The sequence below is a fragment of the Pseudarthrobacter sp. NPDC092202 genome (assembly GCF_044755505.1).
In the GTDB taxonomy this organism is placed as follows: Bacteria; Actinomycetota; Actinomycetes; order Actinomycetales; family Micrococcaceae; genus Arthrobacter.
On record NZ_JBIVRG010000001.1, the window covers coordinates 267,285 to 290,176 of the forward strand.

Annotated in this window: 22 protein-coding genes and 1 tRNA gene; 12 read left to right on the forward strand and 11 right to left on the reverse strand. The window is 66.9% G+C overall.

Going from position 1 to position 22,892, the window contains the following annotated elements; all coding sequences use genetic code 11:
• Positions 1 to 48 precede the first annotated feature (48 nt).
• From ACIQF4_RS01325 to ACIQF4_RS01340, 4 genes are all read left to right on the forward strand, one after another.
• The gene (locus ACIQF4_RS01325) at positions 49 to 885 is read left to right on the forward strand and encodes an SURF1 family protein (protein WP_350001956.1); all 837 of its coding nucleotides are present in this window, start codon (positions 49 to 51) and stop codon (positions 883 to 885) included.
• On the forward strand, positions 882 to 1,436 hold the full coding sequence (locus ACIQF4_RS01330) for a DUF3817 domain-containing protein (RefSeq protein WP_400513931.1): 555 nt from the start codon (positions 882 to 884) through the stop codon (positions 1,434 to 1,436). The genes ACIQF4_RS01325 and ACIQF4_RS01330 overlap by 4 nt, the downstream gene beginning before the upstream one ends.
• A 97-nt stretch (positions 1,437 to 1,533) precedes the next feature.
• Positions 1,534 to 3,123: a glutamine-hydrolyzing GMP synthase gene (gene guaA / locus ACIQF4_RS01335; RefSeq protein WP_350001954.1), complete on the forward strand. Its 1,590-nt coding sequence runs from the start codon at positions 1,534 to 1,536 to the stop codon at positions 3,121 to 3,123.
• A 130-nt stretch (positions 3,124 to 3,253) separates the two neighbouring features.
• A complete protein-coding gene (locus ACIQF4_RS01340) occupies positions 3,254 to 7,462 on the forward strand; it encodes an AAA family ATPase (protein ID WP_400513933.1) in 4,209 nt (1,402 codons plus the stop codon).
• A gap of 5 nt (positions 7,463 to 7,467) precedes the next feature.
• On the opposite strand, the gene ACIQF4_RS01345 is transcribed toward ACIQF4_RS01340, so the two are convergent.
• From ACIQF4_RS01345 to ACIQF4_RS01355, 3 genes are all read right to left on the reverse strand, one after another.
• A complete protein-coding gene (locus ACIQF4_RS01345) occupies positions 7,468 to 8,229 on the reverse strand; it encodes an RcpC/CpaB family pilus assembly protein (RefSeq protein WP_350001949.1) in 762 nt (253 codons plus the stop codon).
• A 104-nt stretch (positions 8,230 to 8,333) separates the two neighbouring features.
• Positions 8,334 to 8,603, reverse strand: a complete 270-nt coding sequence (locus tag ACIQF4_RS01350) for an FmdB family zinc ribbon protein (protein WP_231457014.1) — start codon at positions 8,601 to 8,603, stop codon at positions 8,334 to 8,336.
• Between the two features lie 125 nt (positions 8,604 to 8,728).
• Entirely contained in the window at positions 8,729 to 9,352 is a 624-nt protein-coding gene (locus ACIQF4_RS01355; RefSeq protein WP_400513935.1) for a 5-formyltetrahydrofolate cyclo-ligase, read from the reverse strand.
• A gap of 122 nt (positions 9,353 to 9,474) precedes the next feature.
• Between ACIQF4_RS01355 and galU the strand changes: the two genes are divergently transcribed.
• From galU to ACIQF4_RS01375, 4 genes are all read left to right on the forward strand, one after another.
• Positions 9,475 to 10,380, forward strand: a complete 906-nt coding sequence (gene galU, locus ACIQF4_RS01360; protein ID WP_350001945.1) for a UTP--glucose-1-phosphate uridylyltransferase GalU — start codon at positions 9,475 to 9,477, stop codon at positions 10,378 to 10,380.
• Positions 10,381 to 10,384: 4 nt separating this feature from the next.
• A complete protein-coding gene (locus ACIQF4_RS01365) occupies positions 10,385 to 11,005 on the forward strand; it encodes a GNAT family protein (protein ID WP_350001944.1) in 621 nt (206 codons plus the stop codon).
• A gap of 81 nt (positions 11,006 to 11,086) precedes the next feature.
• Complete coding sequence (locus ACIQF4_RS01370; protein WP_374152957.1) at positions 11,087 to 12,043, forward strand: hypothetical protein; 957 nt, start codon at positions 11,087 to 11,089, stop codon at positions 12,041 to 12,043.
• Between the two features lie 128 nt (positions 12,044 to 12,171).
• Positions 12,172 to 12,244 (forward strand) — tRNA-Ala (locus ACIQF4_RS01375).
• Between the two features lie 43 nt (positions 12,245 to 12,287).
• Here the strand turns inward: ACIQF4_RS01375 and ACIQF4_RS01380 are convergent.
• Positions 12,288 to 12,653, reverse strand: coding sequence for a YciI family protein (locus tag ACIQF4_RS01380; RefSeq protein ID WP_231457018.1), 366 nt, complete (start codon positions 12,651 to 12,653; stop codon positions 12,288 to 12,290).
• A gap of 287 nt (positions 12,654 to 12,940) precedes the next feature.
• Between ACIQF4_RS01380 and ACIQF4_RS01385 the strand changes: the two genes are divergently transcribed.
• Positions 12,941 to 13,750 (forward strand): lysostaphin resistance A-like protein, encoded by an 810-nt coding sequence (locus tag ACIQF4_RS01385; RefSeq protein ID WP_400513937.1) that lies wholly within the window; start codon positions 12,941 to 12,943, stop codon positions 13,748 to 13,750.
• Here the strand turns inward: ACIQF4_RS01385 and ACIQF4_RS01390 are convergent.
• The 4 genes from ACIQF4_RS01390 to ACIQF4_RS01405 are packed head-to-tail and all read right to left on the reverse strand — an operon-like array spanning position 13,747 to position 16,240.
• Positions 13,747 to 14,271, reverse strand: a complete 525-nt coding sequence (locus tag ACIQF4_RS01390; protein WP_400513938.1) for a hypothetical protein — start codon at positions 14,269 to 14,271, stop codon at positions 13,747 to 13,749. The genes ACIQF4_RS01385 and ACIQF4_RS01390 overlap by 4 nt on opposite strands.
• A 3-nt stretch (positions 14,272 to 14,274) precedes the next feature.
• On the reverse strand, positions 14,275 to 15,270 hold the full coding sequence (gene corA, locus ACIQF4_RS01395; protein WP_400513940.1) for a magnesium/cobalt transporter CorA: 996 nt from the start codon (positions 15,268 to 15,270) through the stop codon (positions 14,275 to 14,277).
• 34 nt (positions 15,271 to 15,304) lie between these two features.
• A complete protein-coding gene (locus tag ACIQF4_RS01400) occupies positions 15,305 to 15,730 on the reverse strand; it encodes a DUF1761 domain-containing protein (protein ID WP_400513941.1) in 426 nt (141 codons plus the stop codon).
• A 30-nt stretch (positions 15,731 to 15,760) separates the two neighbouring features.
• Positions 15,761 to 16,240, reverse strand: a complete 480-nt coding sequence (locus tag ACIQF4_RS01405; protein WP_400513943.1) for an Lrp/AsnC family transcriptional regulator — start codon at positions 16,238 to 16,240, stop codon at positions 15,761 to 15,763.
• 172 nt (positions 16,241 to 16,412) lie between these two features.
• Between ACIQF4_RS01405 and ACIQF4_RS01410 the strand changes: the two genes are divergently transcribed.
• A complete protein-coding gene (locus tag ACIQF4_RS01410; protein WP_400513945.1) occupies positions 16,413 to 17,657 on the forward strand; it encodes an MFS transporter in 1,245 nt (414 codons plus the stop codon).
• A gap of 27 nt (positions 17,658 to 17,684) precedes the next feature.
• Here ACIQF4_RS01410 and ACIQF4_RS01415 read toward each other — a convergent pair whose 3' ends face one another.
• Both ACIQF4_RS01415 and ACIQF4_RS01420 read right to left on the reverse strand, forming a co-directional pair.
• Positions 17,685 to 18,188, reverse strand: a complete 504-nt coding sequence (locus ACIQF4_RS01415; protein ID WP_066277621.1) for an Lrp/AsnC family transcriptional regulator — start codon at positions 18,186 to 18,188, stop codon at positions 17,685 to 17,687.
• A 165-nt stretch (positions 18,189 to 18,353) separates the two neighbouring features.
• Positions 18,354 to 19,592 carry an MFS transporter gene (locus tag ACIQF4_RS01420; protein ID WP_400513947.1) on the reverse strand — a complete coding sequence of 413 codons (1,239 nt, stop codon included), beginning with the start codon at positions 19,590 to 19,592 and terminating at the stop codon, positions 18,354 to 18,356.
• A 108-nt stretch (positions 19,593 to 19,700) separates the two neighbouring features.
• Between ACIQF4_RS01420 and ACIQF4_RS01425 the strand changes: the two genes are divergently transcribed.
• Together ACIQF4_RS01425 and ACIQF4_RS01430 are read left to right on the forward strand one after the other, a co-directional pair.
• Complete coding sequence (locus ACIQF4_RS01425) at positions 19,701 to 20,675, forward strand: LysR family transcriptional regulator (protein WP_400513948.1); 975 nt, start codon at positions 19,701 to 19,703, stop codon at positions 20,673 to 20,675.
• Positions 20,676 to 20,733: 58 nt separating this feature from the next.
• Positions 20,734 to 21,681 (forward strand): N-acetylglucosamine kinase, encoded by a 948-nt coding sequence (locus ACIQF4_RS01430; protein WP_400513950.1) that lies wholly within the window; start codon positions 20,734 to 20,736, stop codon positions 21,679 to 21,681.
• Between the two features lie 15 nt (positions 21,682 to 21,696).
• Here the strand turns inward: ACIQF4_RS01430 and ACIQF4_RS01435 are convergent, their stop codons facing one another.
• A complete protein-coding gene (locus ACIQF4_RS01435; RefSeq protein ID WP_400513951.1) occupies positions 21,697 to 22,710 on the reverse strand; it encodes a pirin family protein in 1,014 nt (337 codons plus the stop codon).
• Between the last annotated feature and the right edge of the window lie 182 nt (positions 22,711 to 22,892).

Sequence of the window (22,892 nt, forward strand, 5' to 3'; positions counted from 1 at the left end):
TGGCCTCGCGTTTAGTTGTTCTACAGCGCTACGAAGTACGGTTAAGACGTGTGGAAAACTGCCCTTAAGCCCCGATGGATCGCCGGTTTTGTCTTCGCGATCGCTGTTTCCGGGGTCTTCGTGCTGCTGAGCCAGTGGCAGTTCGGGCGCTCCACCCAGCCGGAGGTGCCCACGAATCCTGCCACCGAGCAGGTCCAGCCGTTGACCGAGACCCTCCAGCCGGGCGAGTTCTTCCACGGTACGGACGCGGACCAGATGGTCTCGGCCCAGGGATCCTACGACCCCTCAAAACAGCTCCTGGTCCCGGGGCGGCTGCATGACGGCAACACAGGCTACTGGGTGGTGTCCGCTTTCGCCGTCAACGGCGCCCCCGCCCTGACCGGCGCAGCAGCATCGCCGCAGACCTGGATCCCGGTGGCCCGCGGCTGGGTGGCTGAACCCGGCGATGCCCCCGCACCGCCGTCGGGAACCCTCGAACTGACCGGACGGCTGCTGCCGTCCGAGGCGCCCGTGCCGGGGACCGCACCCAAGCCGGGTGAGGCGACCGCCGTGTCCGTGGCCGAGCTGATCAACTACTGGGAGGTCAGCAGCTACCCCGGGTTCGTGGCTGCCACCGCCGAAGTGGCCGACGGCGTGGACGTCAGCGCCGCGGCGGTGCCGGGCGACCTCCTTGCCCTGGACATCGGCCCCCAGCCGCCGGCCCAGCAGATCAACTGGCTCAACCTCTTCTACTCCCTCGAGTGGGTGGTCTTCGCCGGCTTTGCCCTCTTCATCTGGTGGCGGCTCGTCAAGGACGACTACCACCGCGACCTTGAGGAAAGCCTTGAGGACAGCGATGAAGACAACCAGCACCCAGAACACAACCAGCAAAAGGTACAGCCATGATTGACCCTAAACCGGCAAACCCCGCCGCGGCCGCAGGCACCAACGCAGCCGCCAACACAGCCGCCAACACAGGCACCAACACAGGCACTAACGCAGGCAGCAAGAAGCGCCGTTTCGGCGGAACCGAATCCCAGATCCGCTCGGCCCTGAAGTTCTACAAGGTCCTGGCCTACCTCACCGGCGGGATGCTGCTGCTGCTGTGCGCCGAGCTGGTTGCCCGCTACGGGTTCGGGCAGTACCTCTTTGCCGGCGGAACCAATGCGGTCACGGGCCAGCCCTTCGGGTTCGGCTTCGCGGATGCCGAACCTCCCGGAGTCCTCGGCGGTGTCAACCTCTCCGTGACAGTGCTGATTGTTCATGGCTGGATGTACGTGGTGTACCTGATGTCCAACTTCCGGCTGTGGGCACTCATGCGCTGGCCCTTCCTCAAGCTGATCCTTCTGGCCCTCGGCGGCGTGGTCCCTTTCCTTTCCTTCATCGTGGAGAAGAAGTTCCACGCCGAAGTAGAGGCCGAGCTCGCAGCACACCCGCAGGCGCCCCAGCGCTACTGACCAGCAGCGCGCGGCAGGGCCTGCGGCGGAAGTTCGCTCCGTCACAGCCCTGCTTCTCAAGGTGCGCCGGTGCAAGGGCGCCCAGTAGGCTAGTACGGTGACTACTCCCACTGCATCCCAGACTTCCCAGAAGCCGGTGCTGGTTGTTGACTACGGTGCCCAGTACGCGCAGCTTATTGCCCGCCGCGTCCGGGAAGCGAATGTGTATTCGGAAGTGGTTCCGCATACCTACACAACCGAGCAGCTCCTGGCTAAGGACCCCGCCGCCATCATCCTTTCGGGCGGCCCCTCGAGTGTCTACGCTGACGGCGCCCCCAGCGTCGGTGCGGACCTCTTCGAAGCCGGCGTTCCCGTCTTCGGCATCTGCTACGGCTTCCAGGCGATGGCCAACGCCCTCGGCGGCAAGGTGGACAAGACCGGGCTGCGGGAGTATGGCTCGACTGCCACCACCATCATTGGCGAGGGCCGGTCGGTGCTCGAAGGCATGCCCCAGCACCAGAACACCTGGATGAGCCACGGCGACTCCGTCCACGAGGCCCCGGAGGGCTTCGAAGTCCTTGCGACGACGGCGGGCGCTGAGGTGGCTGCCTTCGCCAACGAGGAAAAAGGCCTCTTTGGCGTGCAGTGGCACCCGGAAGTGAAGCACTCCGCCTATGGCCAGCAGGTCCTGGAGAACTTCCTGTTCAAGGGCGCCAAAATCGAACCCAACTGGACCACGGGCAACATCCTCGAAGAGCAGGTGGAACGGATCCGGAAGCAGGTCGGTGACGCCCGCGTCATCTGCGGCCTTTCCGGCGGCGTGGACTCCGCCGTAGCGGCAGCGCTCGTCCAGCGCGCCGTCGGGGACCAGCTGACCTGTGTGTTCGTGGACCACGGCCTGCTGCGCGAGGGCGAAGCCGAGCAGGTTGAACGCGACTTCGTCGCAGCCACCGGCGTGAAGCTGTATGTCGCCAACGAACAGGAACGCTTCCTGTCCGCCCTGGCCGGGGTCAGCGATCCCGAAACCAAGCGCAAGATCATCGGCCGAGAGTTCATCCGCGCCTTCGAGGAAGCAGAACTGGCCATCATCGCCGAGGCTGCCGCCCACGGCGAGAAAATCAAGTTCCTGGTCCAGGGCACCCTCTACCCGGACGTCGTCGAATCCGGCGGCGGCGAGGGTGCAGCGAACATCAAGAGCCACCACAACGTGGGCGGCCTCCCCGAGGATCTGCAGTTCGAACTCGTCGAACCCCTGCGCGCACTCTTCAAGGATGAGGTCCGCGCTGTCGGAGCCCAGCTTGGCCTGCCGCAGGAAATCGTAGGCCGCCAGCCCTTCCCCGGGCCCGGCCTCGGCATCCGCATCGTCGGCGAGGTCACCAGGGAGCGGCTGGACCTGCTCCGTAAGGCCGACGCCATTGCCCGCGCCGAGCTCACCGCAGCCGGCCTGGACAACGAAGTCTGGCAGATGCCCGTGGTCCTGCTGGCGGATGTCCGCAGCGTGGGCGTCATGGGTGACGGCCGCACCTACGGCCACCCGATTGTGCTCCGTCCGGTCTCCTCCGAGGACGCCATGACCGCGGACTGGTCACGGCTCCCGTACGAGCTCCTCGCCAGGATCTCGAACCGGATCACCAACGAGGTGGAGGGCGTGAACCGCGTGGTGCTGGACGTCACCAGCAAGCCGCCGGGAACCATCGAGTGGGAATAGCATCCTGAGTGGCCGGCTTCCGTCAAGGGGGCCGGCCACTGGTGTTCCCGGGGCAAAAACCTCCGCAATTTAGGCCCATCACGTGTTGCGGTCTCTCAGTCCTGCCGTCTTAGCGGCTACGCTCGAACCTATGCCGGTATGGTCCAGGACGTCACGTGCAAACGCAGAAAAGAAGGCAGAAGTGTCAGTTGGTCAAGGCCACCCGGAGGGCTCCGAGGAGCTCCGCAAATGGCTGTCCGGGCTCAAACCCGTTACCGGGGCAGACACAATGCTGCGCTTCACCAAGACGCCTGAAGGTTCCATCGACCTGACGCACGCGCACCCTTCCGGCCTGGCCCAGCTGATGGCCGGCCGCAAGACGCGCCTCTCCACACTGATCCGGGACCGGCAACAGTACGTCGTCGCAGCCAGGGCCTCGCGGAACATCCGTTCCAAGATCTTCGAGCTGGCAAACGACCGCGGCATTGACGCCGGCTATCTCTCTGCCGGCACGGTCGTGTGGACATCGGCCGTGGGCGGCAAGCCGCAGCGCATCTCGGCCCCGGTCATGCTCACCGCCATCTCACTGACGGTCCGGCCCGGCGAGGACGACTACGAACTCCAACTGACGGAGCAGGCGCACATCAACCCGGCGCTGGTACGGCATCTGAAGAACATCCACGGGATTGTCTTCGATGTCAACGCCGTCACCCGGCTCGCCTACAGCACCGCCCGTTTCGATCCGCAGCCCGTCCTGGACCGGCTGGGCACCCTCATCAGGCCCATCCATGGCGCCGAGGCACAGCACAACCTGCTGGTCTCCACCTTCGCAGACCTCTCCGGCAACCTGGACGACCCCTGGATCAACGACTCCAACCCGATCATTTCCGCCCTGGCCACAGCAGGCGGTGGGGAAATGGTGGACGTGGAGCAGCCCAACCCTTCCCGCTTCCCTTCCCTGGACGCCAGGCATCCCAAGGACGAACTGCTCCTCCTGGACGCGGACACCGACCAGCAGTACGTCATTGATGCCGCCCGCGCCGGCGACTCCCTGGTAGTCAGCAGCCCGCCGGGTACCGGGCAGACGCAGACGGCCATCAACACCATCGGGGCACTGGTGGATGCCGGAAAGACCGTCCTGGTGGTGGGGGACCGCCGCGCAAGCCTGAACGAAGTCTCAGGCCAGCTGGAAGGCCTGGGCCTGGAATCCATCCTGTTCCAGCTGTCCGGAAACGTCACCGCCCAGCAGCTGAAGGCCCAGCTGGTCCGTGCGATTGTCCGCAACGAAAAGTCGCTCGAACCCCAGCTCGGAAACCTCCACAACACGCTGACCGAGCACCGCCACGCCCTGATGGACCATGTGGCCTCCCTGCATAACGTCCGCCAGCGGTGGGGGTGCTCGCCGTACCAGGCAATGCAGTCCCTGGCCGAACTGACCTCCATCCATCCCGCGCCGGCCACCACGGTGCGGCTGAAGCGGAGCGTCCTGGACAGCATCCGGGACCGTGACGAGCTCGCAGGCAGGCTCCGCCGCGCAGCGGAACTGGGCAGCTTCAGCAAGGCGTCCACCACCAGCCCCTGGCACGGCGCCCGGCTGCTTACGCGGAAGGAAACTGAGGAAGCCCAGGAGCTGGTCCGGTCCGTGGAAAAGAGCCTCCCTGCCCTTCGCGACCGCATGAAGGCGGTTGCCGAGCATGCGGAGATCCGGCTTGGTGCCTCCTTCGCCGAGTGGGGCGAGCAGTTGGAGCTCCTGGTGGCGGTCCGCGGAAGCCTGGACAAGTTCACCCCGGACATCTTCGACCGTCCGGTCACAGACCTCATTTCCGCAACGGCCCCCTCGTCCTGGCGCAAGGAACGCGGCATCGACATGACGTCCATGCAGCGCTCAAGGCTGCGCAGGGTGGCGAAGGAGTACGTCAGGCCGGGGGTCCACATCGCCGACCTCCACACGTCGCTGCTGCTGGTCCAGGAGCAGCGTGCGCTGTGGGCCGGCTACGCCACCACGCAACGGCATCCGGCCGTTCCATCGGGGCTGGCCGAAATGAACGCCATGTACAGGTCGCTGGACAGCGACCTTGCCCGCCTTGGCGACGCCCTCCGGCACACGGAGGCCGGCGGCTCGCTGACTACCGTGCGCTACGAGGAGCTCATGGAGCGGCTGGAACGGCTGGTGGCGGACACCGACACCCTGAAGACGCTGCCGGAACGCACCCTGCTGGTGGAGAACATGCGTGAGCACGGCCTGGGCGAGCTCCTGGCCGACCTCGCGGAGCGGGAAGTTCCGGCCGGCTCGGTTGCTGCCGAGCTTGAACTTGCCTGGTGGCAGTCCGCGCTGGAGGCAATGATCAGCGGCGACGACTACCTGGCAATGTCCGACGGCGACGCCCTCCGCAGGCTGGAGGCCGAGTACCGCCTGGCGGACAACGCGCACATCGCCAGCGGCGCCGCCCGTCTCCGCTGGGACCTCGCAGAGCGCTGGCGCAGCGCACTCGCCGCGCATCCCCGGCAGGCGGAGCTCCTCCGGAGCCTGCTCAAGGACGGACGCGTATCCCTGCCGTCGCTGACGGCCCAGGCGCCCGAATTGATCGGCACGCTGGTCCCGGTCTGGTCCGTGAGCCCGTACCTGATGACCGGCCTGCTGCCGGCGGAACAGCACTTCGACGCTGTGGTAATCCTGGACGCAGAGGCGACCTCACTCCAGGCTGTGCTGCCGTCCATCGCGCGCGCCAGGCAGGTCATCGCGTTCGGCGACGCCCGGATCGCCAGCCCCCGGACCTTCACGGTTGGCGTGGAACGGCTTGCCCCCGGCGAGTCGGCGCACCACCGCGTGGACAGTGCATTCACGGCACTGTCGCAGGTCCTTCCCGTGTGGCGGCTCAACTTTGTCTACCGCGCGGTGGACGAGGACCTTGTGCTGCAGCTCAGCAAGAACTTTTACGACGGCGGCCTGCGGCGGCTGCCGGAAGGCCAGTCCGCCACCGGGCTGGATCGGTCCCTCCTGGTTGAATACCTTCCGGACGGCACCGGGCTGCCAAGCGCCGACCACGAGGGCGTCGAATCAGTGGTGGCGGAAGTCAACCGCGTTGTCCAGCTGGTCTTCGAGCACGCACGCCTCCGCCCGCGCACCTCGCTGGCCGTGGTCACGGCCAGCCTCCGGCACGCGGCCCGGATCGGGGAATCCATCCGGCTTCAGCTGCCCAACTACCCCGGGCTGGCGGGTTTCTTCGGGGCCGGCCCCGAGTCCTTCCGGGTGGTCGACCTGGAACGGGCGCAGGGACTGGTGCGCGACCACGTCATCTTCTCGCCCGGTTTCGGCCGCACCCCGCACGGACGCGCCCTGCACAACTTCGGGCCGCTTTCCGCCGAGGGCGGCAGGGAGAAATTCGCCCTGGCCATGACGCGGGCACGCCGTTCCATGCACGTCCTCACCTGTTTCCGGCCGGAGGACCTGGACCACACCAGGCTGAGCCACGGCGCCGTGGACCTGTACGCGCTGCTGGACCGCGAAATTGCTGGAAATACTGATCTCGGGACACCAGCTTCGCGGGCCGCGGCAAGCGAGCAGGCGCTGGGGGCCGATCCCTTGGTGGCTGACCTCGGCGACCGCCTGCGTGCCCGCGGCGCGCGGGTGTGGCACCAGTACGACGGAGCCATCGACGTCGTTGCCGCCGCTGATCCCCTCAGTACCATGGGGCAGGAGCACGGGGACCTGCCGTGGCCTGTTGCCATCGAATCGGACGGCACGGAGCAGTACCGCACCATGAGCGTGCGGGAACGGAGCCGGTTGCGTCCCCAGCTGCTGGAGCGCCTGGGATGGCGCTACATGCCCCTGTGGACCATCGAAGTGTTTACCGACCCCTCTGCCTGCGCTGACAGGATCGCCGGATACCTGGGACTGGAGAAGATGGCCCTTTCCGGACGGACGGCCACTTCCGTCGCCTTCCTGGACGACGATGTGGACCAGGCGCTCAACGGAATCGACGCCGAGAGCCAGGGCGTGCGGGAGCGGCTGGCCGCGGCTGGCACTGACCAGGGTGGCTTCGTGCCGGCCCCTGAAAGCCTGCTTTCAGCGCCCACCGACGACCACCTGCCGGCCGGGGGCCAGGACATCAAGGAGGAGGGCAGCATGGCCCAGGAAAACGAAAACGACAACGCTCCGGACGCCGGGCAGCCCGCTGACACGGCAGGCGGTCCCAACCAGGACGGCCAACCCGGCACTGACTCCGGTACGTCCGCCCTGCCTGCGGAGCCCGCCGTGCCCAACAAAGCGGCCGAGGACGATCCCCGGGCCTGGGGCGACCGGGAAGACGACGACCACGACGCCTGGCTGAAGGAACAGAAGCCGCCGCACTGGGGCTGAGCGGCTTACGGCCCCACCAGGACGAAGAACAGCTTGCCTTGGGTGGAGGCGCCGGCGAGCCGGGCTGCCTGCTCTGCCGTGGCAGCCACCACTATCAGGCCTTCTGTTTCGGCAGTGCCCAGCCACTGTCCGGTCTGGCCGCCCTGGCCTGAGGTCCACAGCACGGGAACGCCGGAGGCCAGAATCTCTGGTGGTTCCTGCTGGTCGAAGCCGTTGGCTGAGGTGAGCACCACGTTCACCAGCTGCCCCGGGGAGACAAGCTGGATGGATGACGGGTCTGCCATGCGCAGGGGGACGGCTGCTGATCCCGGGGAGGTGCCCGTGAGGAGGCCCGGACCAAGAAGCTGGGCATCCGTGAGCAGCTGCCCCTTGCGCAGGGGCGCAGCGAGCTGCTTGCCTGCAGCCTCGCCCGGTTCCCTGAGGAATCCGCTGGCCAGCATGCCGGGCGGAACCTGTGCGGCGGCTAGGTCAGCCTCCGAGAGTGCGGCGCCGGCGGGGATGTCCCTTGCGGCGGCCAGCGCAGTCACCGTGTACACCGGGGCGGGGGTGAGCTGGTGCACCGTGATGGCGGCTGCGGCGCAGAGGAGCAGCGCGACAGCGAGTCGCCGGTTCCGGCTCAACCAGCCCGCGAAGCGTGCAGGAGGACGCCTGCGTGCATTCCGTTCCGGTCCGCGGAGGTTGCCGGCGCGGCGTCGCACCGGCTTCCGGAGGAGTCCGGTACGCGGCGCGCTTGGTGTTCTTGGGCTGGACTGGCGGGATGCAGGCATGTGCCTACGCTAAGGTCGCCGCAAAGTGTTGCGTCAGTAACCTTCGCGGGTATGTGGAAAACCTTGCGCGGCCGCCAAAGGGAGCCTTAGTTGAAGATCTTGGATCAGCTGGCAGCAGCGGCGGATGCCGAGGCGGCCGGTGCGGCCGCCGGTGCCGGCGTTGCTGCGGGAGCGGCCGAAACCGTGCTGCCCTTGGAGTCCCGGGAGTCCGTACGGTAGAAGCCGGAACCCTTGAAGACAACGCCCACGCTGTTGAACTTCTTGCGCAGGGCGCCCTGGCATTCGGGGCAGGACGTCAAAGAGCTGTCCGAGAACGACTGGACGATGTCAAAGGCATGGCCGCAATCCTTGCAGGCGTACGCATACGTTGGCACTGGTGCTCCTCCTCTTGGGCAAACGAGAGGTCCCGGACTGCTGCTTGGTGATCCAGCTGGATGTCCATTAGCAGTCGCAGGGCCTGAGTGCCAATTCTATCATTCTCCTGCGCCCGGTTTTCCGGTCAGGCAGCGTTTGCCAGGCCCCGGAAACCGGAGGGAAGCACGACGCCCGGGACGGGGCGGTCGAATTCCTCCACCGGAATGGCGCCGGCGGGCAGCAGTTCCCCGTCATAAAGAACCGCGGCAAGGGGAATGTCCTTCCCGGCGGACGCAAGATGGCCCAGGAACTTGTCGTAGTAGCCGCCGCCCTGGCCAACCCTGCTGCCTGCGAGGTCCACCGCCGTGGCAGGGATGAACAGCGCAGCTGCTTCACCGGCAACCTCAATTTCCTGGCGGGTCCCTACCGGTTCCAGGATGGGCGCGAACCTGCTGCGTGCGAGCTCGATACCCGGCGTCCAGAAAACCCATCCCAGCTCACGCCCTGGTTCGCAAACGGGGAGAAGGATCCTGTGGCCGCCGTCGTGAAGGGCTGCGATCAGTGGCAGCGTGGGCGGTTCCACTCCGACGCCCAGGTACACGCACACCGTGGCCGCATCAGCGGGGATCACCGAAGCCGCCCACGCGGCGCCGTGCTTTGCAAGGGCGGTGCCGGCGTCCTCCCGTTCCCGGGATGTCATCGCAGCCCGCCGGCGGCGGTGGGCCGCGCGGATCTGGTCTTTGGCTGCTTTCGTTTCCTCAAGCGTCACGTGCTTCCTCCATAACTGCCGTATGTCCGGCCGGTTGTTCGTGCAGTCCATCCGTCAGGCGTCCGCGGGTGTCGCGGGCCCGGTTGTTACTGAATGCTTGACGCTGACGTTAGATTAGTCCGGTGACTACCAGTAACCCGAGAGTTCGCAAAGCCGTCATTCCTGCCGCCGGACTCGGTACCAGGTTCCTGCCGGCAACAAAGGCGATGCCCAAGGAAATGCTCCCCGTCGTGGACAAGCCTGCCATCCAGTACGTGGTTGAAGAAGCCGTAAACGTTGGCCTCCACGACCTCCTCATGATTACCGGGCGCAACAAGCGGGCACTGGAAGACCACTTTGACCGGGTGCCGTCACTCGAATCCACCCTTGAGGGCAAGGGGGACACCGAAAAACTCGCGTCCGTCCAGGCCGCCAGCAAGCTGGGCGATATCCACTACGTCCGGCAGGGCGATCCGCACGGACTGGGCCACGCCGTGCTCCGCGCGAAGCAGCACGTTGGCCATGAAGCCTTTGCCGTTCTGCTGGGCGATGACCTCATCGATGCCCGCGACGAGCTGCTGGGCACCATGATCGACGTCCAGGCCGAAACGGGAGGGTCGGTTATTGCGCTCATCGAGGTGGAACCGTCCGAGATCAGTTCCTACGGCTGTGCTGATGTCCAGCCGATCGAAGGCGAGTCCTACGTGCGCGTTAACCGGCTGGTGGAGAAGCCTGAGGTTGACGAGGCGCCCTCCAACCTCGCGCTGATTGGCCGCTATGTCCTCCACCCTGCCGTCTTCGAAGTCCTCGAACGCACCGCCCCAGGGCGCGGCGATGAAATCCAGTTGACGGATGCGCTGCAGGAGCTGGCAACCGGCGAAGGCGAGGGATATGGGGTCTACGGCGTTGTGTTCCGCGGGCGCCGCTATGACACCGGGGACAAACTCAGCTACCTCAAGGCCTGCGTCCAGCTGGCCATCGACAGCGAGGACCTTGGGCCGGGCCTGCGGGAGTGGCTGCCGGGCTTCACCGCCGGCCTGTCCAAGTAGCGCCGTGCGCGCTGGTCCCATTTGGCCCGTAACGCTGGAATGCGGGGACTTGATCCTGCGGCCCATCCGGTACCGGGACAAGAAGGAGTGGACCGAGGTCAGGTCCCGCAACAGCCAATGGCTTGCGCCCTGGGAAGCTTCCAACCCGGATCCTGCGGGCGGCCTCCCGGACTACCGGCAGATGGTCCGCTCATTGAAGTCGCAGGCAGCGCAGGCAACGGCATTGCCGTTTGTCATCACCGAGCGCATTCCCACCGCCGGAAGTCCTGCCATCATTGGCCAGTTGACTGTTTCGTCGATCGTATGGGGATCAGCGATGATGGCCACCCTGGGCTACTGGGTGGACAAGGACCGTGCAGGCCGTGGAATCGCACCCACCGCCGTCGCCATGGTGACGGACCATTGCTTCCGCACCCTTGGCCTGCACAGGATGGAAATTAACATCAGGCCGGAAAACGGACCGAGCCTGCGGGTGGTGGAAAAGCTGGGCTTCCGTGACGAGGGGTACCGGCCCCGCTACCTGCATATCAACGGCGAATGGGCTGACCACCGGTCGTTTGCGCTGACCGCAGAGGAAGTCCCGAACGGGCTGCTCAGGCCCTGGCTCGCCTCGCGGGCGTCATAAATCCATTGATTTGCCGGCTGCGCCACGACACACCGCAGCTAATGCTGCCGCAGCGGACAGGATGCTCATACGGTTTTGAGTGTGGACTTCCCCCTTAGCAGCTCAGTGATCCTTGTGGTTGCCGTCGTGCTCTGGATTGTGTGGGTTGCGCCCTACGTCCTCCGGAACCGCAGGCACCAGTTCCAGCCCGCCGGTGAGTTTACGGCGGACTCCGCAGCAGATGAAACACTGGAACCGCCAGCCGCTTTGGTATTGAACGTCGCCGCCCAGCAGGAGAAAGCCATGGACACCAGGAAGAGTGCCGGACCCGCGACCGCCACTGCAGGCTCCCCATCCGGAGGTACGTTCCGTATCCGCTACGGACGCACCGGCGTTGCCTTGGTGGGGCTGCTGTCGCTGCTTACCGCGTTCGTTTCCGGTGTGCTTTCGCTCTTTGGGCTGGGCACTCCTGTGCTTCCCCTGACCTGCCTGGCGCTCACCGCCGGGTCCGTCGTCCTCCTGCGCTGGCTGGCCGTCCGTGACAGGAGGGCAAAAGTCAACGCAGCTTTTCGGGCCGCCATGTCCGCTCCGGCCAGCAAGGGACGCCCGCAGTCCGAAGCCGTGGCCAGCGTCCCCCCAAAGCCGCAGGCAGCACCGGCAAAAAAGGACAACCCCCTTTTTGACGCCCAGGCACACGAGCCCCGGGTCAAGCCGCTGACTGCCATGGAACTGCGCGAGGCCGCACTGGCTGTCGCGGTTGCCGCAGGCGATTCAAGCGCGGCCAAGGCCAGTTCCACGGCCACCCGAACTGCCCCCACCACCTGGGAGCCGGTGGAGGTGCCCAAGCCTGTTTACGTTGAGGCAGCCAAGGCCGAGCGCCCGGCGCCTGAGCCGCTGGAGCTCCCGGAGGCCCCGAAGGCCGCGGGCAAGCCGTCCCTCAAGCAGGGCGTTGCCGCCGCGCCGCCTGCGGCCCCGGCATCCGCAGAAGGCCAGGAACTGTCCAAGGCGCAGAGTGCCCTCAGCAACCTCGACGACGTCCTGCAGCGCCGCCGCGCCTGACGGTTTGTTGCCCTGCATGCCTATCCCGCGGAACACGCTGCGGGGTTCGGGGCTGGAGTTTGGCATTAAGCCGGGAAAATTTGTAGCCTAGGGTCACCGGTGCCGCTCCTCCAGGAACGGATCCATCCGGGGCTATAGCTCAGTTGGTAGAGCGCTTCGTTCGCATCGAAGAGGTCAGGAGTTCGAATCTCCTTAGCTCCACAAAATACTGCTCAAGCAGGGGCATGACCTGGAGCCCGGTTCGTCAAGTGGCCAAATGATCACTGGGGCCGCCCTGGAACTCCCGCACCTCCACGGGGAGCATGGTGGCATTCGCCAGTTTCTTCCCCCACTCGAGCGCGGAAGCCAGATCACGAGCCAGGATGATGGAGAGCCCACCGAGGTGCTCGTTCCCCTGGAAGTAGGGGCCTTGTGTGATGGTCACTTGGCCGGCCCTGCTGCGTGCCACCACGGCCCCAGCTGGTTGATCCAGACCTCCTGCGAAGACCCACGCCCCGGCGGACTTCAGTTCGCTGTTGAAGGCGTCCACCTTACGCATGACGGGTTCAAGGATCTCCGGCGGCGCAGCACCGCCGTCGGGCTGTTGGATACTGAGCAGAAAGTGCTTCATAGTGAGATGCCTCCCTGTGGATGGGCCCCGTCGGTGGCGCAGTCCTCGCGCGGCTCACAACGGTAGGCAGGCCCGCGCACTAATTCCTGACACGCCCTCCAGGGAACCACTTCATCTTATCCGGCGACCGGCCTGCGCGGACGCGCCGAACGGCCCGCTGTCCACGCGGTCCACCCCAGAACCCAATGACCTACCTAACGTCTTATCGGGGGCATGGTTGCCTGTCTGCCGGCATCAGGGAGTGCCACACTTAACAGCACTCAGGCACGAATCTAAGAAGGTCTCTGATGGCGGTGCACGGACGCCGGCTGCGGGGTTGGGCGGCCCGGCACGACATTGTGCTTTACCTGGGACTGGCGTACGTCCTTTCCTGGTCCATCTGGCCGCTGGTGCTCCTGAACCCGGAGAGCAGCCCGCTGGTGCCCTTCGGGCCCGGGTTGGCGGCGGTCCTTGTTGCTTTGCTCGTGGGAGGCCGCCCCGAGTTGCAGGGCCTTCTGCGCCAGCTCGGACACTGGCGGGTTGATCCTGCCTGGTACGGCGTAGCACTTGGTGTGCCGCTGGTTGCCCCCGGCCTTGCCCTGTGGGCTGCAGTGGCCGCAGGAGCGCCGGTCCCGCGCTGGGAGCCGGCTGACTTGCTGCAGGTTGCCGGTTCGATCGTCGTCACGATTGTCATTGTCGGCATCTTTGAGGAACTGGGCTGGCGGGGGTTCCTGCTGCCGCGGCTGCAACGGGACCACAGTGCGTTGTCTGCCGCACTGATTACTGGCCTGGCGTGGTTTCCCTGGCATCTTCCGGAACTGGTGTCGGACCCGGGCCAGCGTCCCTTGACACCCTTTGCGGTCTATATTCTTGCGCAGTCGGTACTGCTCGCCTGGCTGTACAACAGTACGCAGGCCAGCCTGCCCGTGGTGATCCTGTTCCACGCGGCGTTCAACAGCTTCACGAAGTTTTTCCTTTCCGACCTGCAGGGCAGCCCCTACCCATACCTCGTGGCGTGGTGGGTCCTGGCAGGAGCCGTTGCCGTCCTCGCCATGGCGGCCGTTGCCTACGCCGGCAGCCGCGAGCTGGCCAAGGGGGCACTCCGGCCCGCACACTAACTCCCTGAGACGCCCTCCACGGCAACAGCCTCATCGGACTCGACCCGCTTCAGCTGTGCAAGGAGCCGGGCGGCTTCCGCCAGCGCGGACCGCAGCCGGGCGTCCTCCGCCGACCCGGACGCGGCAGCCCAATCCATGGGCGCGGTGCCAGCCACGAACACCGGGGTTCCCCGGGCCGCCGCAACCGTCAGCACGGCCGCAAAGAGCTCCCACGCCTCGGCCCGCTGGCCTGCATCCGATGGCGACGGTGCCGGAACATCATCGATGACCCACAACTCTGGCCCCTCGGCAAGAAAGGAGTAATCCTCCTTGGAGGTACCCGGTGCGCACAGTTCGTCGAAGCTGATCCAGAGCAGTTCCGGCTCGCAGGCCTTGGCGGCAAAGACGCGGGACCCGGCGCCGGCCTTCCGGTGCTGGCCGGGAGCCGGGGGAAAGAGGCCGTAGACAGCCAGCTGCCGGCTGCTGCCGGGCACCAGGATGCGGCCCTCGCGGAGGACCGGCCGCTCCGGATGGGCTGCCATGGCCTACAGCCAACCCTTCTTCTTGAAGATTCCGTACATGAGGGCCGCCATCGCGATCATGAGGCTGATGGACAACGGGTAGCCCAGTTCCCAATGGAGCTCGGGCATGTGGTCAAAGTTCATGCCGTATACGCCGGCCACGAAGGACGGCGCGAAGAAGATCGCGGCCCAGGAGGAGATTTTCTTCACCTGTTCGTTCTGTTCGGCGCTGGCCTCGTTTTGCCGGTTCGCCGTAAGGGTGCCGTCCAGGGTGAGGGCGTTCTGCAGCAGGTCCCGGAAGGAGTCTGCCCGGGAGATCACGCGCTCCACGTGGTCCTCCACGTCGCGGAGGCTGTGCCGCAGATCCGTTTCCACGCCGTACTTCTCGAAACCCTGCTCCAGCTGGTGCATCATGTCCGGCAAGGGATGGATTGCCCGCTGGAACTGGATAACCTCTCGGGCCAGCTCGTAGATCCGGCGGGACACCGTGGTGTCACCGCTGAACAGCTGGTCCTCGATTTCGTCGATGTCGTTTTCCAGTCCGGCCACCACGGGCGCGTAGTCGTCCACCACCCGGTCCAGCAGCGCGTACAGGACAGCTTCCGGCCCGTGGCGCAGAAGGTCGGGCCGGGCCTCCATGCGCCGCCGGACGCGGGCCACGCCGGCCATCTCGGCATGGCGGACGGTGACCACATAGTTCTTGCCGGTGAAGATGTGGAGTTCGCCGAACTCCACGCTTTCGGATTCGTCGATGTACCGGGCAGGCCGGAGGACGGTGAACAGGCTGTCGTCGTAGCGTTCCAGTTTGGGGCGCTGGTGCGCCGAGATGGCGTCTTCCACCGCAAGGTCGTGGAGGCCGAATTCGCTTGCCACTGCCGCCATTTCCTCCGGCGTGGGCCGGTACAGCCCTATCCAGGCCATCCCGCCGTGGTGGGCGAGCATGTCAAAGGTCTGTTCAAGTGTCTCGGGTTCCACGTGGCGCACGCCGTCCACATAGACGGCGTTGTCGATGATCGTCATGGGCGCCGGGCTCCGGGTGACAGGAATGCGGCCATCAGGACATTCCTCCGATAATTGCGCCGGAGACCGCCATCGCCACCAGGTCGTGCCCGGAATCGATGAGGGTGACGGCCGCGGGGCGCCCTGCAAAGCCATTGTGGATGACGTGGCCGCCTGCGCGGAAGACCAGTCCTGCCACCAGGGCGAAGAGGCCGCCGGCCACAGCGTTGTCCAGCCCGAGCCGGGCGATCAGGACAGCAAGCAGTACCGCCGTCAGTGCGGCAGCCAGCATCATCGGCAACCAGATCCCGGCGCCGCCGCTGATGTTCTTCAGGTCCTCCTCGGTCTTGTCGATCGCGGCCATCCAGCGGTTGCCCAGTACTGCAGGCATGTACCAGACGAAGCCGATGGCCATGCTTGCCGCAAAGGCAAGCAGCACGGCAAGCCAGTTGATCTGTGAGACGTCTGAGAGCCAATCCATTCTGGAAATCCTAGCCGCCCGGCCAGGGCGTCAGGTGCCGGACGCCCTGGCGAGGCCGCTGATCAGGGGCTCGGTGCGGTAGGGAATATGGGTGTGCAGTGCCAGGACCGTTTCGGTCCGGATCACGCCCTTGATCCTCAGGACCTGCCGGAGCGAGGCCTGGAGGTTGTGGGTGTCAGTGGCCACAACACGGCACCAGACATCTCCACGGCCCGAGATCTCATGAACCTCCAAGACCTGGGGGATCAGCCGGAGTGCAGCGACCACGCCGTCCAGTTCCCGGTGCGACACCTCGATGGTCACAAAGGCCACCACGTCATAGCCCACCGCTTCCAGGTCCACCTCGCGGCCGCCGAGCCGCAGCACGCCTGCGCGGAGGAGGCGCCGGACCCGGGTCTGGGCCGTGTTCCGGGCAATGCCAAGCGATTCGCTCAGTTCGCCGATCTGGATCCTGGGGTCGCGGATCATGGCCAGGAGGATCTTGAGGTCGGTGGGGTCCAGCTGGTTCAAATAGTCACTTCCAATCACAAAAGAACGGCATTATTGATGATCTTGCCCAATTCTTCCATGAAAAGCCGCTCAAAAAAGTAGTCATAACGCACTCTTGAGGCATCGGATATCCACCCCGCGCCGGACTCCCACAAGGACCCCCGCCGTGGCATGAAACCAGAGGCGGCACACGATGACGGTCTTCAGTGAACTCCGCATGCGCCCGGCCCCCGCTGCTGCGTCCGCCGGCTGGGATGCATCCACCACAACCCGGCTGGTTATGGCGGGAACCGTAATCTTCACCCTCCTGGTGGGCGCCAACCTGGCCACGCCGTTGTATCCCCTCCTGCAGGCCGAACTGGGGCTGTCCACGCTGGGAATCACCGCCGCGTTCGCCAGTTACGTCCTGTCCCTGGTTGCCACGCTGATGCTGGCCGGGCACTGGTCTGACCACATCGGCCGGCGGGCTGCGCTTATCCTGGCCGTTCTTGCGGGACTGGCTGGCGGCTGGGTCTTCTCCGAGGCCCAGACGCTCGCGGCATTATGTGCGGGCAGGGCCCTGCAGGGGGCAGCGGTTGCGCTGGCCACGGGAGCCAGTGCCGCCGCCCTGCGTGAACTCCTTCCATCCCGTCCGGAATGGGCGTCCCGCTTCACCTTGCTGGCCTCATCCGGGGGAGTGGCGGCCGGGCCGGTCATTGGGGGACTGCTGTCCCTCCTCCCGGGCGCCACCACAGCCCCGTACTATGTCCACTCGCTGGTGCTGGCCGGGCTCCTGGTGCCGTTGTTCCTGCTGCGCGCCCGGCCCGCGATCAGCATCCCCGCCCCAACCCAGCCCCTGAAGGCACTGGCGCCGCGCCGTCCATCCGTATCCCGGGAGGCGAGGGGAGCCTTCTGGCTTGCCGCCGGCGTCGGATTCCTCAGCTTCGCGGTCTTCGGCTTCTGCCTGTCGCTGGCCCCCGGCTACTTTGCGCAGGTCCTGCAGACCGGCTCCCGCCCCCTCATAGGTGTCCTGGCCGGCCTCGCCCTAGGGTCCTCGGCGCTGAGCCAGCTGGTGTCCCTCCGTGGCCGCTACACGGTCCCGGCCGGCCTGGCGGTCCTGGGGGTGTCAGTCCTGCTCCTGGGGGCGGCGGGAACCTGGCACAGTCCCGTGCTGCTGGTGGCTGCAGCCATCGCCGCCGGTGCGGGGCAGGGTATCGCGTTCCGCACGGTCTTCAACGACGTCGCCGCAAGGGTGGAGGCATCCCGGCACGCGCAGATCGTCAGCACCGTCTACGTCATCACCTACCTTGGCAGCGCAGTGCCGGTCCTCGGCCTCGGCTGGGCAGCAGGCGCCTTCGGCCTGCCTGCTGCCGTATCCGGATTCGTGGCGCTGTGCGGCGGGGCTGCGCTGATCCTGTCGGCCGTAACGCTGCGGCTGGCGCTCATCGGACCCAGGTAACCTGCCCGGCCACTTCAGCCCGTGTGGCTAGTCCGGGAGGGGGCCGTGGTTGCCCTGGATGTGTTCGAACACCAGAGTGGTTTCGGTATGTCCCACCACAGGGTCCGTAGCCAGGTTGTCCAGCACCCAGTCCCGCAGGTCCTCGGTGGTTGCCACCGCGATGTGCAGGAGGTAGTCCACTGAGCCCGAGGTGTGGAAGGTGGACAGCACGGCAGGCAGATGCGGCACCCTGCCCGTGAAGCGGTCAATCTGGTCACGGTCGTGGGCACGGAGCCGGACGGCAACCAGCGCCTGCACGGACCGGCCGATCGCGGACAGGTTGAGCTTCGCCTCGTAGCCTTGAACAATTCCCCGCTCAGACAGGGCGCGGGTGCGCATCAGGGCGGTTGAGGGTGCGATTCCCACCAGTTCCGCGAGCTGCTTGTTGGAGATCCGCGCGTCAGCCACCAGGGCTGCCAGGAGCCGCTCGTCAATCGCGTCCAGCGGTTCCAGATGCGCTCCCGGCCTGGCGTTCCTGGCATTCGTGCTCACTGCAGCTCCTCGTGACGATCCTGGGTTTCATCCTAGCCGCGCCCGGCTGCGGTACCGCGTACCCTGGGCGCTGCCGGCCGAATTTCCCGTTGCCGCTTTCCGGGAAGCAGGCAGATTATTCACGGCGCACCGGCGTGTTCAGGGGAGTTCCAGCACCGCCGGCCCTTACGCCCGGGCGCGTTCCGTCCGGGGATGGACGACGGCGACAGCCGCGGCGGTGAGGCAGGCAAGGACCATGACTGCCGCGGCCAGCGCATTCCAGCCGAGGGACTGGAACACCAGGCCGCCGGCCCAGCCGATGATGCTGGACCCGAGGTAGTAGGCCAGGTTGTACAGCGAGGCGGCCTGGGCCCGCCCGGTGCTGGCGAGGGTGCCGGTCCAGCCGGCCCCAATGCTGTGGGCGGCGAAGAACCCGCCGGTGAACACCACCAGGCCGGCCAGGATGAGGGCAAGGGACTGCGTCAGTGTCAGGGCGAGGCCTGCGGTGGACAACGCCAGGCCGGCGAGCAGGACGGTCCGGCGGCCGAAGCGAAGGGTCAGCCCCGCCGACCAGTGCGACGTGACGGTCCCTGACAGGTATGCCAGGAAGATCAGGCTGATCAGCGTTCCCGGAAGGCCGAACGGCTCGCCCGAAAGCCGGAACCCCAGGTAGTTGTACACTGCCACGAATCCGCCCATCATCAGGAAGGCCTGGCCGTAGAGGACCAGCAGCCTGATGTTCCCCAGATGGCCGCCGAGGGTCCGGAAAGCACCGCGCAGCCCGGCGGCGGGTGCCGTAACGAAACCTTGGGCCCGCGGCACCAGGATCAGGAAGGCGACGGCGGCGAGGGTGGCCAGGATGGAAACGGCCAGTGCAGCCGCGCGCCAGCCCCACAGTTCGCCGGCGGGCCCGGCAACCAGGCGGCCGGCGAGCCCGCCCAGCGTGGTCCCGGCAACATAACTCCCTGCCGCCAGGGCGGCGTGGGCTTTAGTGACTTCTTCATTGAGGTAGGCAATGGCGATGGCCGGGATCCCGCCAAGCGCCATTCCTTCGAGGAGCCGCAGCGAAAGCAGCATACCGAAGCTGGTGGACAGCGGAACCAGCAGGCCAAGGACGGTGGCTATCGAAATGCCCCACGCCATGGCCCGGACCCGGCCGATCCTGTCCGCGAGGAAGGACCACGGAATCACCGTCACCGCAAGGCCCACCGTGGCCAGCGAGATGGTCAAGGCGGCATCCGCCGCGCTGACCTGCAGGTCCGACGCCAGGATCGGCAGCACGGCCTGGGTGGAGTAAAGCTGGGCGAAGGTGGCCACGCCGGCAAAGGAGAGGCCTGCGAGGATCCTGGCGTACGCCGTCGAGCCCTTGGCATGACCGTCCCAGCTGGGAGGGAGGGCGCTGCCTGGGCGGACGATGTGTGCCATCCGGCCAGCCTAGCTTTCAGCCAATAGATGCCTCCAATGCATGCTTTGTGCAAAACTGATAGCAACTTCGCATGCTTTCTCAACTAGGTAGCAGGAAGGAGGCCGCCCATGGAGCCAGACCAGAAACAGCTCGTGCAGCTGCTGCCGCTCCTGCCTGTGCTTGCCGAGCTGGGACGGACCGAGCATGTGACGGAAACCGCTGAAGTGCTCGGAGTACCCCAGTCCACGGTGAGCCGTGCGCTGGCCCGGGCGAGCGCCGTCGTCGGTACCGAACTCCTGGTTCGGGACGGCAGGGGAGTCCGGCTGACACCCGCCGCCCGCACCCTGCTGCCGTACATCGAGCAGGCACTCACGGCGTTCCAGGCGGGACTGGACCTGGTCCGCGACGAGTCGGAGGTAATGCGGGGGAGGATTTCCGTCTCGTTCCAGCACACGTTCGGCGAGGCAGCCCTGCCGCTCCTGATCAGTGCCTTCCGGACCCGCCATCCCGGCGCCGCCTTCATCCTGAGCCAGGGGGCCCGGAACGCCTGCCTTGACGAGCTGGCCTCGGGTGGATCGGACCTGGCGCTGACGGCTCCCGTGGCGCCGCCGGGCCGGAACCTGTCCTCGGCGCCGCTCTACCGCGAGCCGCTCCGGCTGGTGGTGCACCACAGCCATCCCCTCGCTGCAAAGGCCTCCGCCCGTCTTGCGGACATCAGGGCAGACCCCTTCGTGGCGCTCGGCCCCGGATACGGGATGCGTTCGCTCACCGATGCGCTGTTCCGCGAGGCCGGCTACAGGCCGCGCATCGCCTTCGAGAGCCAGGACTCGCACACCGTGCGTGGACTGGTCTCCGCCGGCCTGGGCGTGAGCATCCTGCCGCCGGGTGGCGATGGTCCGGGCCGTACCGTCAGCCCCGAAACCGGGAACCTGGGCTGGGTTGAAGTTCCCCTCGACTCCGCACTGGCGTTCCGTGAGGTGGGGCTGTCCTGGCGGCGGCGGAAAGCCGGGTCAGAGCCCGTGCCGGTCCGGCTGTTCCGCGACATGGTGGTGGCGGAGGGGCCCGGGCTGCTGGCCGGGCTGGTGCGCCAGCGGTCCCTTTAGCTGCGCCGGGAAGGCGGGGCATGGGCCTTCGCTGCCCCCACGCCATTACCCTTGTGACGTGACCAACACCGAAAATTCCTCCGCACTCCCCGCCGCTGCCCAGGTTCCCGCATCAGGCCCGCTCCGCGGTGTCATCATTGGACTCGACATCGGCGGGACCAAGACCCATGGGGTCCGCTTCGAGAACGGCTTGCCGGTGGCGGACCAGTCCGCCGGCAGCTCCAACGTGCAGAACGTCAGCCGCGAAGAGGCGGCGGCCAACCTCGCTGACCTCTTCTCACGCATCGGCGGAGGGCAGGTGTCCCAGGTCTACGCCGGTTCGGGCGGCATCGATACCGAAGAGGACGCCGCAGCCCTGGCGTCCCTGATCCAGCCCCACGTGCCCGGGGCCCGGGTGACGGTGGTCCATGATTCACGCCTGTTGCTGGCGGCCGGGCATGCGAGCACGGGAGTCGCGGTGATTGCCGGCACCGGCTCGGCAGCCTGGGGCAGGAATGCCGACGGCGGCGAAGCCAGGGCGGGCGGCTGGGGCTACCTCCTGGGCGACGAAGGCAGCGGTTACTGGCTGGGGCGCGAAGCGGTGCGGCACAGCCTGGCACGAATGAACCGGGGATTGCCTGCCGATGAACTCACCACGGCCTTGCTGCAGTCCTGCGGGGTGGGCGATCCCAACCGCCTTATTGCGCTGTTCCACTCGCCCAAGACCGGCCGGCGCTTCTGGGCCCAGCAGGCCCGGTACGTGGTGGAGGCGGCGGCAGGCGGCCACCCGGAGAGCCAGGCGCTGCTGGACCAGGCCGGAAAGGACCTCGCCGGCCTCGCGCTGCAGGTGCTGGACCAGCTGGGTATCACCGGTCCCGTGATCCTCGGCGGCGGCCTGGGCATGAACGTGGCGCCGCTGCAGCACTCCTTCCGCCGGCATCTGACGGACGCCGGCGTGAGCGATATCCGCGTGCTGGACCAGGAACCGGTGTTCGGGGTGCTGCAGCTGGTGGCTGAGCAGGCCTGACCGTGGCCGGCCCTGCTAGAGCCGCTTCCGGGGCGTCAGCCGCACGCCGGGCAGGGGAGGGGCGGGAATGCGTCCCGCCTCTGGCCCCGCATCCGGACCATGACCGCGGACCAGGCCATACCGTGCTGCCGCCGTTTCCGTTCCAGGCAGGCCTGCCTGGGCTTCCCAGTCGCTTCTGGCCTGCTCCACTTCGTCGTGGGTGCGGCCCACAAAGTTCCACCACATCAGCAGCTCTTCCTGGAAGGGCTCGCCGCCGATGAGGAGGAAGCGGGTGCCGGGAAGCGCCTGCACCCGCAGCTCCGTGCGGCCGGTGCCCAGGTAGCCCAGCGGGCCGGGGGGAATTTCCTGCCCGTCCACTGCCAGGCCGCCGTCGAGCACAAGGAGCCCGTGCTCAAACCCGGCGTCCAGCGGCACCACGGCGGCGCCTTCACACGAAATGTCCGCACCCACGATTGGTGAGTACATGGCGGCGGGGGAAGTGGCGCCGGCGAGTTCCCCCACCATCACGGTGGCGGTGAAGCCCTGGCCGCTGACGCGGGGAAGCTCGCGGTGCTGCTCGAAGGCGGGCTCCCTGTGCCTTTCGCTGTCCGGCAGGGCCACCCAGAGCTGCAGCCCGCGCTGCACCGGCAGGGCCCCGCCAGCCGGCGGAAGCACCGCGAACTCGGAGTGTGAGACGCCGTGGCCCGCGGTCATGATGTTCAGTTCACCCGGCCGGACCACAACATCGCTGCCCACGCTGTCCCGGTGGCGGATGTGCCCGGCCAGGGGCCAGGTCACGGTCTGCAGGCCGGTGTGGGGGTGGGGAAGCACGGACATCGCGGTCCTGTCCGGGCCGAAGCTGTCCAGGAAACACCACGCTCCGATGGTGGGGAGGCCGCGCTGCGGCAGTGTCCGCTGGACGTTCATGGCGCGGACCCCGCCGAGCGGCACTTCTCGTTGCGGCCACAGCTGCAGGCAGGGCCCGGAACTGCCTTCAGGGCCCGCCGGCGGACAGACTTCCTGCTGCGGCGCTATTTCCAAATTGGTCACCCCCTCACTTTAGGCCGGTCTGCCCGCGGCGGAACAGCGCCCCGCACCATGGTGGTCCCAGGCCGCAGGAACGGTTCCCATCCGGCACCGCCGCGGCTCCGAATAGTTACAGTAGGGATTCCTTTGCCCGGATTCGGGGCGCTGCAGGTGTTGCCGGCCCCGGTTTGGGTTACCGTAACTAT

Excerpts from the sequence above, each read along its gene's own strand:
- ACIQF4_RS01345 (WP_350001949.1), bottom strand. The coding sequence starts at position 8,229 with ATGCCTGCATCCCGCCAGTCCAGCCCAAGAACACCAAGCGCGCCGCGT.
- ACIQF4_RS01340 (WP_400513933.1), top strand. The coding sequence starts at position 3,254 with ATGCCGGTATGGTCCAGGACGTCACGTGCAAACGCAGAAAAGAAGGCA.
- ACIQF4_RS01420 (WP_400513947.1), bottom strand. The coding sequence starts at position 19,592 with ATGGCACACATCGTCCGCCCAGGCAGCGCCCTCCCTCCCAGCTGGGAC.
- ACIQF4_RS01410 (WP_400513945.1), top strand. The coding sequence starts at position 16,413 with ATGACGGTCTTCAGTGAACTCCGCATGCGCCCGGCCCCCGCTGCTGCG.
- ACIQF4_RS01385 (WP_400513937.1), top strand. The coding sequence starts at position 12,941 with ATGGCGGTGCACGGACGCCGGCTGCGGGGTTGGGCGGCCCGGCACGAC.
- ACIQF4_RS01425 (WP_400513948.1), top strand. The coding sequence starts at position 19,701 with ATGGAGCCAGACCAGAAACAGCTCGTGCAGCTGCTGCCGCTCCTGCCT.
- ACIQF4_RS01400 (WP_400513941.1), bottom strand. The coding sequence starts at position 15,730 with ATGGATTGGCTCTCAGACGTCTCACAGATCAACTGGCTTGCCGTGCTG.
- ACIQF4_RS01390 (WP_400513938.1), bottom strand. The coding sequence starts at position 14,271 with ATGGCAGCCCATCCGGAGCGGCCGGTCCTCCGCGAGGGCCGCATCCTG.
- corA (WP_400513940.1), bottom strand. The coding sequence starts at position 15,270 with ATGACGATCATCGACAACGCCGTCTATGTGGACGGCGTGCGCCACGTG.
- ACIQF4_RS01380 (WP_231457018.1), bottom strand. The coding sequence starts at position 12,653 with ATGAAGCACTTTCTGCTCAGTATCCAACAGCCCGACGGCGGTGCTGCG.
- ACIQF4_RS01330 (WP_400513931.1), top strand. The coding sequence starts at position 882 with ATGATTGACCCTAAACCGGCAAACCCCGCCGCGGCCGCAGGCACCAAC.